Below are 13,615 nucleotides of genomic sequence, written 5' to 3'. Positions count from 1 at the left end.
CCCATGGCTGTCGACTACGCAGTGATCATCGTCTATCTGGCCGGCATGCTCGCGATGGGCTGGTGGGGCATGCGCCGCGCCAAGTCCAAGAGCGAATTCCTGGTGGCGGGCCGCCGCCTCGGCCCCTGGATGTACTCCGGGACCATGGCCGCGATCGTCCTCGGCGGTGCCTCCACCATCGGCGGCGTCGGCCTCGGCTACCAGTACGGACTCTCCGGCGCCTGGATGGTCTTCACCATCGGCCTCGGGCTGCTCGCCCTGTCCGTCTTCTTCTCCGCGCGCATCGCCCGGCTGAAGGTCTACACCGTCTCCGAGATGCTCGACCTGCGCTACGGCGGCCGGGCCGGACTCATCTCCGGCGTCGTCATGTGGGCGTACACGCTGATGCTCGCGGTCACCTCGACCATCGCGTACGCCACCATCTTCGACGTCCTCTTCGACATGAACCGCACCGTCGCGATCATCCTCGGCGGCGCCATCGTCGTCGCGTACTCGACGCTCGGCGGCATGTGGTCGATCACGCTCACGGACATGGTGCAGTTCGTCGTCAAGACGATCGGCGTCCTGCTGCTGCTCCTGCCGATCGCCGTCATCAAGGCCGGCGGCTTCAGCGAGATGAAGGCGAAGCTGCCCACCGAGTACTTCGACCCGCTGGGCATCGGCGGCGAGACGATCTTCACCTACGTGCTGATCTACACCTTCGGCATGCTGATCGGCCAGGACATCTGGCAGCGCGTGTTCACCGCGCGCACCGACCGCACCGCACGCTGGGGCGGCACCGTCGCCGGTACGTACTGCCTGGTGTACGCGATCGCCGGAGCCGTCATCGGCACCGCCGCCAAGGTCATGTACCCGAAGCTGCCCAGCGCGGACGCGGCCTTCGCGACCATCGTCAAGGACGAACTGCCGGTCGGTGTGCGCGGGCTGGTGCTGGCCGCCGCACTCGCCGCGGTGATGTCGACGTCGTCCGGTGCGCTGATCGCCTGCGCCACCGTCGCCAACAACGACATCTGGTCGAGGCTGCGGGGCGCGGTGACCCGGAGCGGCGGCGAGGAGCACGACGAGGTGAAGGGCAACCGGGTCTTCATCCTCATCATGGGTGTGGCCGTCATCGCCATCGCCATCGCCCTCAACAACGTCGTCGAGGCCCTGACCGTCGCGTACAACCTGCTCGTCGGCGGGCTGCTCGTACCGATCCTCGGTGGTCTGCTGTGGCGTCGCGGCACGGCCGCCGGCGCGCTGGCCGCGGTGTCCGTCGGTGGCCTCGCGGTGATCGGTCTGATGGCGTCGTACGGAATCCTCGCCAACGAGCCGGTCTACTACGGGCTGCTGTCCTCGCTCGCGGTGTACGTGATCGTGTCCCTGGCCACGAAGCCGACGGACGCGGCGGTGCTCACCGCCTGGCGCGAGCGCCTGGCGGGCAGGGGCGCCGAAGCGGAGGCGCCCGACTCGGACCCGGTGACCGTCTGATTACGTGTCCTCAATCGCCGGACGGGCCATTCGAGCCCGTCCGGCGATTGAGGACGGAAACCGTTGCCGTGGGGGCCCGTACTCGCACTCCACCGCACCCCGCACACTGAATACCGCACGAACGCCCACGAAGCGTGCACCACCCGCATCGCCCGAAGAAAGGCACTCCACATGAGCAGCAACGAAACGCCGCGCGGCCCCGTCGACTCCTCCCGCGTCCCGCGGTACGCCGGTCCCGCGACGTTCGCGCGGCTGCCCCGCCTCGACGAGGTCGGCACCGCCGATGTCGCCGTCGTCGGCGTGCCCTTCGACACGGGTGTCTCCTACCGCCCCGGTGCCCGCTTCGGCGGCAACGCGATCCGTGAGGCGTCGCGCCTGCTGCGCCCGTACAACCCGGCGCAGGACGCCTCGCCGTTCGCCCTCGCGCAGGTCGCCGACGCCGGTGACATCGCCGCCAACCCGTTCGACATCCACGAGGCCGTCGAGACGATCGAGTCCGCGGCCGACGACCTCCTCTCCACCGGTGCCCGCATGATGACGCTCGGCGGTGACCACACCATCGCCCTCCCGCTGCTGCGTTCCGTCGCGAAGAAGCACGGCCCGGTCGCCCTGCTCCACTTCGACGCCCACCTCGACACGTGGGACACCTACTTCGGCGCCGAGTACACCCACGGCACCCCCTTCCGCCGGGCCGTGGAGGAGGGCATCCTCGACACGTCCGCGCTCTCCCACGTCGGTACCCGCGGCCCGCTGTACGGCAAGCAGGACCTCGACGACGACGCCAAGATGGGCTTCGGCATCGTCACCTCCGCCGACGTCATGCGCCGCGGCGTCGACGAGATCGCCGACCAGCTGCGCCAGCGCATCGGCGACCGCCCGCTGTACATCTCCATCGACATCGACGTCCTGGACCCGGCGCACGCGCCCGGCACCGGCACCCCCGAGGCGGGCGGCCTCACCTCCCGCGAACTCCTCGAGATCGTCCGCGGCCTGTCCTCCTGCAACCTGGTCTCCGCCGACCTGGTCGAGGTCGCCCCCGCGTACGACCACGCGGAGATCACCTCCGTCGCCGCCTCCCACACCGCGTACGAGCTGACGACGATCATGTCCCGTCAGATCGCGGCGGCGAAGGGGACGCAGGGCAAGTGACCCACGACCACCACGACGAGCGGCCGCAGCTCACCCCGGAGCAGATCGCGGCCGCACTCAGTCCGACCGCCGGACGCAACGGCGGTGACCTCGTCGTCGAGACCCTCCAGGGCCTCGGCGCGACCACCGTCTTCGGGCTGCCCGGTCAGCACGCGCTGGGCATGTTCGACGCGCTGCGCCGCTCCTCCCTCTCGTACGTCGGGCTGCGCGTCGAGAACAACGCGGGCTTCGCCGCCGACGCGTACGGCCGGATCACCGGCGAAGTGGCGCCGCTGCTGCTCTCCACCGGGCCGGGCGCGCTCACCTCCCTCGCCGCGCTCCAGGAGGCGGCGGCAGCGTCCGCCCCCGTGCTGGCCGTCTCCAGCCAGATCCCGACCGCGGGTCTGGGCGGCGGCCGCCACGGTTACCTGCATGAACTCCGGGACCAGAAGGCGTCGTTCCGCGACGTCGTGAAGTCGGTCCACACGGTCCGTACGGCGTCGCAGATCCCGTCCGCGATCGCCGCCGCGTGGGAGTCCGCGCTGGCGGCCCCGCACGGCCCGGTCTGGATCGAGATCCCGCAGGACGTACTCCTCGCTGAGACCACCCTGCCCGCCGTCACGGCGATGGACGCCACCCCGCGCCCCCTGCACCCGCGTCCCGAGCTGACCGCCGTGGCCGCGCATCTGCTGTCGAACGCCGAGCGCCCGGCGATCATCGCGGGCGGCGGAGTCGTACGCTCCGACGCGTCCGGCAAGCTGCTCGCCCTCGCGGAGAAGATCGACGCCCCGGTCGTCACCACCTTCGGCGGCAAGGGAGCGTTCCCCTGGGAGCACCCCCTCTCGCTCCAGTCCTGGCTGGAGGACCGCCACACGACGGACTTCCTCGAAGCGGCGGACGTCCTGCTGGTCGTCGGCTCCGGACTCGGCGAACTCTCCTCGAACTACCACACGTTCAGCCCGCGCGGCCGGATCATCCAGATCGAGGCGGACGCCGGGAAGCTGGAGTCCAACCACCCCGCGCTCGGCATTCACGCCGACGCCCGCGAGGCCCTCGCCGACCTCCTCGAAGCGGTCGACCGCCGCGAGGACGAGGCGGCGGCGGCCCGGGTGCGTACGGTCCTCGACGCCGTGCGGACACGGATCGCCGGTCAGGACCTCACGCTGGAGCAGCAGCTCATCGCCTCGGTCCGCGAGGCACTGCCCGACACGTCCCCCAGCTTCTGGGACATGACGATCCTCGCCTACTGGGCCTGGTCCGCCTTCGACGCCCGCCACCCGAACACGATGCACTCCGCGCAGGGCGCGGGCGGCCTCGGCTACGGCTTCCCGGCAGCGCTCGGCGCAGCCGCGGCCGACCGTACGAAGCCGGTCCTGGCGGTCTCCGGCGACGGTGGCGCGATGTACTCCATCGCGGAGCTGGCCACCGCCCGCCAGTACGACCTGCCGGTCACCTGGCTGATCGTCGACGACGGCGGCTACGGCATCCTGCGCGAGTACATGACGGGTGCGTTCGGCGAGGCCACGGCGACGGAACTGTCCCGCCCGGACTTCGTCGCCCTCGCCGAGTCGTTCGGCGTACCGGCGGTCCGTACGACTCCGGAGACGCTCGCCGACGATCTGGCGAAGTCCTTTGCGGAGCCCGGCCCTTCCGTGGTCGTGCTTCCGGCACTGCTGAAGATGTTCGAGCCGACACATCTGTAGGCCGCGGTCCCGCTAGGGTCCCGGGGCATGGACTCGGAACCTCCCCTCGTCCGCGAGGTCTTCCCCGGCCTCGTGGACGAGTTGGTCGCCCTTCTCGAAGACGAAGAGGAGCGACATCTGGCGATCTGCGCGTGGGACCTTCGCCTCTTTGCGGAATGTCCCTGCACGGACGACTTCTGCCAGAGCTTCAGCACAGGGCCCCATCGGAGGGGGGAGCCGTACGGAGAGGGGCACCGCACCGTCATGCTCTCCCCGGCGGACGGCATGCTGCTGCTCGACGTGGTGCACGCCCGGATCATGTTCGTCGAGGTGCTCCTGCGGTCTCCGATGCGTGATCGGCGGCAAACTCCTTGACCATGCGCCCCGCAGCCGGTGTCCCCGCGTCGGAATTTGGCCGTTCCGGCTGCGGCCCGTACAACTTTTCGGTCAGTCATGAGTCATCCCTGACAGGTGTGCAGGGGGCGCACCGCACAGATCACCCAGGGGGACACGTCTCATGACGGACCAGCCTCGTATATCCCGCCGCGCGCGCACCGCGGTCTCCGTCGCACTCGCCGCGGGCATGCTCGCGCCCGTGACCCTCGCGGCCACGCCCGCCGCCGCCGCGACGCCGACCGTGAGCTGTACCTCCGGCAAGGCGGGACTCGCCGCCAAGCTGTCGAAGGACATCACCGCGGCGCTCGTGGGGCGCAGGTCGACCACGGCGATCGCACTCTACGACCGGACCACCAAGACGTCGTGCACGATGCGGTCCACCAGCACGTACGACTCCGCGAGCGTCGTGAAGGCGACCGTCCTCGCGACGCTGCTCTGGGACAACAAGAAGCACAACCGCTATCTCACGCAGCGTGAGATCAACCTCACCACCGCCATGATCACCAAGTCCGACAACAACGCGACCACCAGCCTGTGGAAGCAGCTCGGCGTGACCAAGGTGAAGGCGTTCCTGAAGGCTGCGGGCATGACGCACACCGTGCCCGGCTCCGGTGGCTACTGGGGGCTGACCCGGATCACCGCGCAGGACGAGCTGCGACTGCTGACGCTGCTGACCGCCAGGAACTCCGTACTCAGCGACAACGCGCGTGCGTACGAACTCGGCCTGATGCGCAAGGTCATCTCCTCGCAGCGCTGGGGAACGCCCGCCGGAGCCCCGTCCGGGGTGATCGTCCAGGTCAAGAACGGCTGGCTGCCGCGTGCCACGCACGGCTGGCGGGTGCACAGCATCGGCGCGTTCACCGGGAAGGGGCACGACTACGGCATCACCGTGCTCACCCACGACAACAAGACGATGAACGACGGCATCAACACCATCCAGGCCGTCGCCCGCGCCATCCACAAGGACCTGAATCCGGCCACCGCGACCAAGACGACCGTCGCCCCGCCGGCCACGCCGCAGGAGGCGGTCCCGGCGGTGCCGGAAGCCCCCGCCGTGCCGATGCTGACGGCCACGCCCGGGTCGTAGGGCGCCCCGAGCCGCGCCCCCGCCCCCCGGGTGCGCTCCGCCGGACGACGTAGGCCGGTCCTACGCCGATGGGACCGTCTTTGTGACGGCGGGATGAAATCCGCAGCTGATCGCGTTGGTGCCTTCCGGTAGACCAGGTCGAACGGGAGGCACCGGTGACGGACGCGGACACGGACGCGGCACAGCAGGGCTGGGCGCGGCGACTGGGCGGTTACGCATGGCGCTACCGGCGCAATGTGCTGCTGGCGCTCGGCTCGTCGCTCGCCGGTATGGCCGTGCTGGCAGTCGTCCCGCTGATCACCAAGGTGATCATCGACGACGTCGTCGGGAACCACACCCGTTCCCTCGGCTTCTGGACCGGCCTCCTGATCGCCACCGCCGTGCTGGTGTACATATCGACGTACATCCGCCGCTACTACGGCGGCCGGCTCGCCCTCGACGTACAGCACGATCTGCGCACCGACATGTACCGGACCCTCACACGGCTCGACGGGAAGCGACAGGACGAGCTGTCCACCGGGCAGGTCGTCGGGCGCGCCACCAGCGACCTGCAGCTGATCCAGGGCCTGCTGTTCATGCTCCCGATGACGATCGGGAACGTGCTGCTCTTCCTCATCTCCCTGGTCATCATGGCGTGGCTCTCGCCGCTGCTGACCCTCGTCGCGATCGCCGTCGCCCCCGCGCTCTGGTTCATCGCCCGCCGCTCCCGCTCCCGGCTCTTCCCCGCCACCTGGTACGCCCAGGGGCAGGCCGCCGCCGTCGCCGGAGTCGTCGACGGGGCCGTCTCCGGGGTCCGGGTCGTCAAGGGGTTCGGGCAGGAGGAGCAGGAGACCGGGAAGCTGCGCGAGGTCGGGCGGAAGCTGTTCGCCGGGCGGCTGCGCACGATCCGGCTGAACTCCGTGTACACCCCCGCCCTCCAGGCCGTCCCCGCACTCGGTCAGGTCGCGATGCTGGGGCTCGGCGGGTGGCTCGCCACCCGCGGCGAGATCACCCTCGGTACGTTCGTCGCGTTCTCGACCTACCTGGCCCAGCTCGTCGGACCGGTCCGGATGCTCGCCATGGTCCTCACCGTCGGGCAGCAGGCCCGCGCCGGTGTGGAGCGCGTCATCGAACTGATCGACACCGAGCCGACCATGAAGGACGGCGCGGTGGAGCTCCCCGCCGATGCCCCGGCGAGCGTCGAGTTCGACGACGTGCGGTTCGGGTATGGTCCGCTTCGCTCCGCCTCCGCTCGAGATACAGACCTTGGAAGCGGAGCCCCCGAGCGGCTGGTCCTCGACGGGTTCTCGCTCACCATCGAACCCGGCGAGACCGTCGCCGTCGTCGGCGCGTCCGGCAGCGGGAAGTCCACCGTCTCCCTCCTCCTGCCCCGCTTCTACGACGTGGCGCACGGCGCCGTCCTGGTCGGCGGCCACGACGTCCGGGAGCTCACCCAGGACTCGCTGCGGGCCGCCATCGGCCTCGTACCGGAGGACAGCTTCCTCTTCTCCGACACGGTCCGCGCCAACATCGCGTACGGGCACCCGGACGCCACCCAGGAACAGATCGAGCAGGCCGCCCGCACCGCCCAGGCGGACGGGTTCATCGCCGATCTGCCGAACGGCTACGACACCAAGGTCGGCGAGCACGGGCTCACCCTCTCCGGCGGCCAGCGCCAGCGCGTCGCGCTCGCCCGCGCCATCCTCACCGACCCCCGGCTTCTCCTCCTCGACGACGCCACCTCCGCCGTCGACGCCCGCGTCGAGCACGAGATCCACGAGGCCCTCGCCCAGGTCATGGAGGGGCGGACCACGCTCCTCATCGCTCACCGCCGCTCCACCCTCGGCCTCGCCGACCGCATCGCCGTGCTCGAAAAGGGCCGGCTCGCCGACATCGGCACGCACGAGGAGCTGGAGCGCCGCTCCGCCCTCTACCGGCGTCTGCTCACCGACCCGGACGAGCTGGGCGGCACCTCCCCGGGCCACCAGCCGGTCATGGCCGACACCACCGTCGAGGACGACCGGGCGCTCCAGGAGGAGCTGGAAGCCGATTTCGACGCCGAGCGCGGCATCAGCCCCGGACTCTGGGTCCGCAAGGAGGAGCCCCGCGACACCGGCGCGGCCGGCATGCCCGCCACGCCCGAGCTGCTCGCCCAGGTCGAGGCGCTGCCCCCAGCCACCGACACCCCCGAGATCGACGAGGCGCGCGCCGTCCGGCGCGAGGAGTCCTACGGGCTGCGACGGCTGCTGCACGGCTTCGGGCTTCCGCTGACGGTCAGCCTGGCGCTCGTCGCCGTCGACGCGGGCATGAGCCTGCTCCTGCCCGTACTGATCCGGCACGGCATCGACCGGGGCGTCACGCAGATGGCACTCGGTGCGGTCTGGGCGGCTTCCGCGCTCGCCCTGCTCGTCGTACTGGTGCAGTGGGCGGCGCAGATCGGCGAGACCCGGATGACGGGCCGCACCGGGGAGCGGGTGCTCTACTCACTCCGGCTGAAGATCTTCGCGCAGCTCCAGCGGCTCGGTCTCGACTACTACGAGCGCGAGCTGACCGGCCGCATCATGACCCGGATGACGACGGACGTGGACGCGCTGTCCACGTTCCTGCAGACCGGTCTGGTCACGGCCTTCGTCTCCGTCGTCACCTTCTTCGGCATCATGGGCGCGCTGCTCGTCCTCGACGTCGAGCTGGCGCTCGTCGTCTTCGCGACGCTCCCGGTGCTGGTCATCGGTACGTTCTTCTTCCGCCGCAAGAGCGTCAAGGCGTACGAGCTGGCCCGTGAGCGGATCGGCGTCGTCAACGCCGACCTCCAGGAGTCCGTGTCCGGGCTCCGGATCGTGCAGGCGTTCCGCCGCGAGAAGGACGGCGCGGAACGGTTCGCCGACCGCAGCGACCACTACCGCGAGGCCCGGGTGCGCGGCCAGTGGCTGATCTCGGTCTACTTCCCGTTCGTGCAACTGCTGTCGTCGGTGGCCGCCGCCGCCGTGCTGATCGTCGGTGCGGGCCGCGTCGACAACGGCACCCTCACCACCGGCGCCCTCGTCGCGTACCTCCTCTACATCGACCTGTTCTTCGCGCCCGTGCAGCAGCTCTCGCAGGTCTTCGACGGCTACCAGCAGGCCACGGTCTCGCTCGGCCGCATCCAGGAACTCCTCCGGGAGCCGACCTCCACTGCCGACTCCGAGGAGCCGCTGGACGTGCTCTCGCTGCGCGGCGAGATCGCGTTCGAGGACGTGACCTTCGCGTACGGCTCCGGCGACGACGAGGAGGAGGCACTCACCGGCATCAACCTGCGGATTCCGGCCGGGCAGACCGTCGCCTTCGTCGGGGAGACCGGCGCCGGGAAGTCCACCCTGGTCAAACTCGTCGCCCGGTTCTACGACCCGACGGGCGGCCGGGTCACGGCGGACGGCACCGATCTGCGCCGCCTCGACCTCACCGCGTACCGGCACCGGCTCGGAGTCGTACCGCAGGAGGCGTACCTCTTCGAGGGTACGGTCCGGGACGCCATCGCGTACGGGCGGCCGGACGCCACCGACGCACAGGTGGAGGCGGCGGCCCGGGCGGTCGGCGCCCACGACATGATCGCCACACTGGACGGCGGCTATCTGCACGAGGTCGCCGAGCGGGGCCGCAACCTCTCGGCCGGCCAGCGCCAGCTGATCGCACTCGCCCGCGCCGAACTCGTCGACCCGGACATCCTGCTGCTCGACGAGGCGACCGCCTCCCTGGACCTCGCCAGCGAGGCCCTGGTCAACCAGGCGACCGACCGGCTGACCGGCCGGCGCACCACCCTCGTCGTCGCCCACCGGCTGACCACGGCCGCCCGCGCCGACCGGGTCGTGGTGATGGACCACGGCCGGGTCGTCGAGGACGGCACGCATGACGAACTCCTCGCCGGGGAAGGGCACTACGCCGTGCTGTGGCGCACCTTCATCGGGGAGGACGAGCCCGCGGGAGTCTGACAGTGCCCGGCAGGAGGCAGCCCCGCGACGCCTACTGCCGGACACTCTGAACCGCGGGTCTCAGCGGATGCCGGAGATCCTGCCGGTCTGCAGGTCCGACTGAACGGTCAGATAGGTGTACGTGGGGTGCTTGCCGCCGCTCCAGGTCAGCCGCACCTTCGACCAGGTGTGACCGGCACCGCTGTCGCCCGCGGTGACCTTGAGGGCGAGCGGTGTGCTCTGGGCGCGGAGCACCCCGTCCGCGTGGTTGCGCGCCTCCCAGGTGCGCAGCTGCGAGCGGAGACCGGGTGTCAGATAGAAGGACCGGAGGGCGGTGGCGAGCTTGCCGCCGCCCTTGGCCGTGACCGCGTCGACATAGGCGCCGTAGAAGTGGGCGACCTGCTGATGGGCGGGGGTGGAGAGGGCGCTGCGCACCTGCGCCGCGTGCGCCGGGGCCTGCGGCGCGGCAGCGGCGGCCGGGACCACGAAGGCGGCGGCGAGGAGAGCGGTCACGAGAAGGGTGCGGCCGGCGGTGCGGCGGACGCGCGGGGTGGGCGCATTGCGGAGTTGGACCATGACGGTTCCTTCCTTTCGTATGGCTCTGTCCTATGGGGCCATGCTGTGACGGTTCGGTTGCGCAGGATGCGGTGCGCGCCGCATGCAACCTTCGGATGGCCCTTCGCGTCGTACGCATGTACGCGCATGGGCCGGGTGAGGGCGAGAGTGTTCGATGAGGTGAGGGAACTGCCGGGGAACAGGAATGAGAAGACCGCCGGAGCTGCCGGAGGCGGCGGCACCGGACGGAGGGTGCTCGTCCAGGCGTTCGTACTCGCGCTGGTGAGCGCCGTCGGGCTGGTGCTCGGCGGTCCCGGGGCCGGCAGCGCCGACGCCGCATCGGCCTGCGGCGGACGGCTCGCGAAGACGGTGACGTTCTCGACGGGTGAGGTGCGCATCTTCAGGAGCCGCTCCTACGCCTGTGCGATCGCGGTCGCGAGGAAGTCGGGACCGCGCCGAAGGATGTCCGTCATGATCCAGGCGCGCGGTGGCCGGCCCGTCACCGACAGCGGCAGGTTCACCCAGCAGACCGGCCGGGTGACCGTCCACGCGCTGCACCGATGTGTCCGGGTCGCGGGTTCGGTCGCCGGAAAATCCGGCGCCACGGGCTGGATACTCTGCTGATATTTCAGACGATGTGACAGGAGTGCGCGTTTCAGCAGCGCATTACCCTGCTGCACAAGCACACGTCGCGCCCGCCGGTCTTCTGCACCAGCGGGTACAACGTCTCCACGAACCTCAGCCGCTCCGAGCGACCCGCATTATCGACGGCAACCAGGTCTCGCTGGAGTACCGCCTCTTTACCCCGTCCCGCCCCCGCCGACTGGTCGAAGCTCGACATCTGGCAGGCAGCCGGCGACCAGCATCGCGTCTTCACCGCGCTGAAGCAGATCTCCTTTTAGACGCGGCGCGCGCAGCCCACCGGCCTTTTCCCGCCCCACCGTACATACAGATCAGCCGTCTGCAGAGACCATGCGCGCGGGCCGACCGCCGAAACCACCTCGAACTGCGGGGCGTCGGCCCCCGAACCGTTCCAGGCGGTCTCTCCGACCTGTTCCTGCGGGAGCTGGGGACACAGTCCGCGACGATGGTTGGCGGGTCCCGGGAACATCACGCCGTACCCAGGAGGCGTCCGCCCACTGGTGGACCTTCGATCACAGCCTGCTGACAACTCGTCAGGACGATGGTGAGCGCTGAAATGCCCCAAGGCGGCTTGCAACGTCATATGCATCGCGGGAAGCCGCGGTACGGAAGGGATTCCGGTACCGCTCGGCTTGCCTGGCAGCGACCGGCCAGGCCTCGGACGGATTCGATATCCAAGAATGTCGCGGCCTCTGTCTTTTCTGCGGCTACGAGGCGCACTGCGCGACCGGTATACCCGCGTTCCTCCGCCAGAACCTTTCGTGGCCCGGCGGAGGCTACGTGATTGGTATCAGGGAACTAGGGGGGAGTCATCAGTAACGTCCACTGACTCCTCGATGATCCCCTCGGTGTTGGTTGTCACGCTGTGGGTGTCCCCGGCGTCGACGGGCGGCTCTTCTGTGTCGGGGCACCGCCCGCAGCGCGGGATGGGCTCGAACTCGGGATCTCCGCTTCTAGGGTCGACCGTGATCGGGTCGCCGGCGGTGTCCGTGAGAATTTCGCCGTCAGATCCGACAACTGGCATCTCGCTGGGCATCAAGCTTTCGTCAACTCTTCCGTTAGTGGTGACCCACTCGGGGTCCGCCGGAGGAGGAGGTACGTCAGATGCCGTTGCGGTCAGCGCTCCAGTCGCGAACAGTGCTGATGCCACTGCTGCGACGAGGGCAATGCGGGCTCTCTTCATGGGCGTGCTCCTTCGCTGCGTTTACGGCTCGATGTAGTGGGATCCAGACCAGATGCTGTATGCACCGTGCCAAGCACCGGAGTAGTAAACCTTCGACCAAGCCTTCGTGGCGTAGTAGCCACCGCCGCACGGCGGAGCAACGCCGAAGTCCTTCGAGGCCCTGAGGACGTTTGTTTTACTAGTGTTATATTTCCATGATATCGAGCGACACAGGCTCCAGCCCGAAGAGGTTTTCTTGTAGTAGGACCACTTAGTGGCGAGGTTTCCGGCCGGGCGGTCCCAGCCCCAAATGCAAACTGGCGGGACTCCCCAGTCGTCGGAAGCGAGTCCTCTCGACTGTACGTAGCCTCCGCGACTCCCGTGGGAGACCTCGGCCCGCGTATACAGACAATGGGAACTGTCCGCATTCGCCCACACTTCATCGTGTTCATAGACGTAGTGGGCGCTGGCGCTAGTGGCGGTGGTAAGCGTGAGCATCAGCGCGCCGACCAATGCCAGCAGCCCGTGCAGGAATCCCCGTCTCCGTTTTGTCTGTCTTGCTGTCTTTGCTGTCAAGGCTAACTCCTGTATGTGGACCGGATGGTCGGCACAGGATGGCATGGCTTGATCGTTTGCGCCACGACTTCAATCAAGATTTTCAGTGAGCGCAAGTGCTCGCGTGCAGCTTCCTGGCGATGGAATGCGGCGTTCCCTTTTTCTCGTCCCATTTGCGCGATAAAGGATTCTTTGTTGCGTTGCGGGATGTCGTTACGGAAGTAGTACCGCTCGCCGTCGAGGTGGAGGCGTTCGCTTTCGCTATGGGATTCACCGTCGATGTCGGCGGCAATATGCGGGCGAGGAGTCGAAGTTGCCCTGTTTTCAGGGGACTTGCATGCCGCCAGCGGCATGAGAAAAACCAGGGGATGGCGGCGATCGGGGGTCTCATGCGTGGACGATTGCAGCGGCAGGCACATGTAGTCACCAAGCCTCGATTGAACGCTTTCCATCCTCAGTCCGAGCTGGCGAGATACGGACTAAAAATGGCCTGAACGAGACTCGTGATCCGGGTGGTTGTGAATCGGAGCGTGCGAAGCAGACGCCAGGACTTGAGAGTGGCGACGGATTGCTCGACGAGGGCCCGTCTCTTCGCGTGGGAGCGGTGGGCCGCCTACGGGCCATCAAAGAGCATCTCCCCCGGTCATGGTAGGGAACACGGACAGTTCCGCCGGCGCCCTGGTAGCCCTTGTCGGCCCAGCAGGCGAGAACCCGCGGGAAGAAGCCGGGCCTGGGCTGCCCCGGTCGCCGCTGCCACCCCGCTCGATCCCGACCAGGCCGCTGAACGTTTCGATGTTGGGCGAGTTGGTCGACCACATGCGGACCCTGGGATGGATCAAGCCCACCGAGTGGCGCGAGGTTCGGTTCGGCACGTCGCCGCCGGGGCGGTCGACGTGTCCGTGTTCACCACCGCGTCGCTCGACGCGCTGCCTGCCGTGCCCGGTCCCGCGCGGTCGCAACGACCGCAGTGCGGTGGCGTACGCACCGGTCAGCCCGGTCGCATCGGCGAGATCCG

The 13,615-nt window shown here is 69.1% G+C and carries 10 protein-coding genes and 2 pseudogenes; 8 read left to right on the top strand and 4 right to left on the bottom strand.

Annotation, left to right across the window (positions count from 1 at the left end; translation table 11 throughout):
* The first annotated feature begins 3 nt into the window (after window positions 1-3).
* The 6 genes from AB0I23_RS05525 (at window position 4) to AB0I23_RS05500 (ending at window position 9,707) form a co-directional block, all read left to right on the top strand.
* The gene (locus AB0I23_RS05525; RefSeq protein WP_359107090.1) at window positions 4-1,470 is read left to right on the top strand and encodes a sodium:solute symporter; all 1,467 of its coding nucleotides are present in this window, start codon (window positions 4-6) and stop codon (window positions 1,468-1,470) included.
* 171 nt (window positions 1,471-1,641) lie between these two features.
* Window positions 1,642-2,619, top strand: a complete 978-nt coding sequence (speB, locus tag AB0I23_RS05520; protein WP_359107088.1) for an agmatinase — start codon at window positions 1,642-1,644, stop codon at window positions 2,617-2,619.
* Window positions 2,616-4,301: a thiamine pyrophosphate-binding protein gene (locus tag AB0I23_RS05515; protein WP_359107086.1), complete on the top strand. Its 1,686-nt coding sequence runs from the start codon at window positions 2,616-2,618 to the stop codon at window positions 4,299-4,301. The genes speB and AB0I23_RS05515 overlap by 4 nt, the downstream gene beginning before the upstream one ends.
* A 27-nt stretch (window positions 4,302-4,328) precedes the next feature.
* Window positions 4,329-4,655, top strand: coding sequence for a hypothetical protein (locus AB0I23_RS05510; protein WP_359107084.1), 327 nt, complete (start codon window positions 4,329-4,331; stop codon window positions 4,653-4,655).
* A gap of 208 nt (window positions 4,656-4,863) precedes the next feature.
* Complete coding sequence (locus tag AB0I23_RS05505) at window positions 4,864-5,763, top strand: serine hydrolase (protein WP_436846883.1); 900 nt, start codon at window positions 4,864-4,866, stop codon at window positions 5,761-5,763.
* Between the two features lie 155 nt (window positions 5,764-5,918).
* Entirely contained in the window at window positions 5,919-9,707 is a 3,789-nt protein-coding gene (locus tag AB0I23_RS05500) for an ABC transporter ATP-binding protein (RefSeq protein ID WP_359107080.1), read from the top strand.
* 60 nt (window positions 9,708-9,767) lie between these two features.
* Here AB0I23_RS05500 and AB0I23_RS05495 read toward each other — a convergent pair whose 3' ends face one another.
* Window positions 9,768-10,262 (bottom strand): hypothetical protein, encoded by a 495-nt coding sequence (locus AB0I23_RS05495; RefSeq protein ID WP_359107078.1) that lies wholly within the window; start codon window positions 10,260-10,262, stop codon window positions 9,768-9,770.
* Between the two features lie 147 nt (window positions 10,263-10,409).
* Here AB0I23_RS05495 and AB0I23_RS05490 point away from each other — a divergent pair, with 147 nt between their 5' ends.
* Window positions 10,410-10,865 carry a hypothetical protein gene (locus AB0I23_RS05490; protein WP_436846875.1) on the top strand — a complete coding sequence of 152 codons (456 nt, stop codon included), beginning with the start codon at window positions 10,410-10,412 and terminating at the stop codon, window positions 10,863-10,865.
* Between the two features lie 35 nt (window positions 10,866-10,900).
* Window positions 10,901-11,143: pseudogene (locus AB0I23_RS05485) on the top strand (aminopeptidase); the annotation flags it as partial.
* A 530-nt stretch (window positions 11,144-11,673) separates the two neighbouring features.
* On the opposite strand, the gene AB0I23_RS05480 reads toward AB0I23_RS05485, so the two are convergent.
* The 3 genes and pseudogenes from AB0I23_RS05480 to AB0I23_RS05470 form a co-directional block, all read right to left on the bottom strand.
* Window positions 11,674-12,066, bottom strand: coding sequence for a hypothetical protein (locus tag AB0I23_RS05480; RefSeq protein ID WP_359107076.1), 393 nt, complete (start codon window positions 12,064-12,066; stop codon window positions 11,674-11,676).
* A 557-nt stretch (window positions 12,067-12,623) separates the two neighbouring features.
* A complete protein-coding gene (locus AB0I23_RS05475) occupies window positions 12,624-13,052 on the bottom strand; it encodes a hypothetical protein (RefSeq protein ID WP_359107074.1) in 429 nt (142 codons plus the stop codon).
* A 2-nt stretch (window positions 13,053-13,054) separates the two neighbouring features.
* A pseudogene (locus AB0I23_RS05470) lies at window positions 13,055-13,302 on the bottom strand (transposase family protein); the annotation flags it as partial.
* Window positions 13,303-13,615 lie beyond the last annotated feature (313 nt).

The organism is Streptomyces atratus (assembly GCF_040655115.1).
GTDB classification, from domain to species: domain Bacteria; phylum Actinomycetota; class Actinomycetes; order Streptomycetales; family Streptomycetaceae; genus Streptomyces; species Streptomyces atratus_D.
This window is presented reverse-complemented; position numbering and strand designations above follow the sequence as displayed.

Bases quoted from the DNA above. Each gene is read 5' to 3' on its own strand.
- AB0I23_RS05505 (WP_436846883.1), top strand. From the start codon at position 4,864: ATGCTCGCGCCCGTGACCCTCGCGGCCACGCCCGCCGCCGCCGCGACG.
- AB0I23_RS05510 (WP_359107084.1), top strand. From the start codon at position 4,329: ATGGACTCGGAACCTCCCCTCGTCCGCGAGGTCTTCCCCGGCCTCGTG.
- AB0I23_RS05480 (WP_359107076.1), bottom strand. From the start codon at position 12,066: ATGAAGAGAGCCCGCATTGCCCTCGTCGCAGCAGTGGCATCAGCACTG.
- AB0I23_RS05495 (WP_359107078.1), bottom strand. From the start codon at position 10,262: ATGGTCCAACTCCGCAATGCGCCCACCCCGCGCGTCCGCCGCACCGCC.
- AB0I23_RS05525 (WP_359107090.1), top strand. From the start codon at position 4: ATGGCTGTCGACTACGCAGTGATCATCGTCTATCTGGCCGGCATGCTC.
- speB (WP_359107088.1), top strand. From the start codon at position 1,642: ATGAGCAGCAACGAAACGCCGCGCGGCCCCGTCGACTCCTCCCGCGTC.
- AB0I23_RS05475 (WP_359107074.1), bottom strand. From the start codon at position 13,052: ATGGAAAGCGTTCAATCGAGGCTTGGTGACTACATGTGCCTGCCGCTG.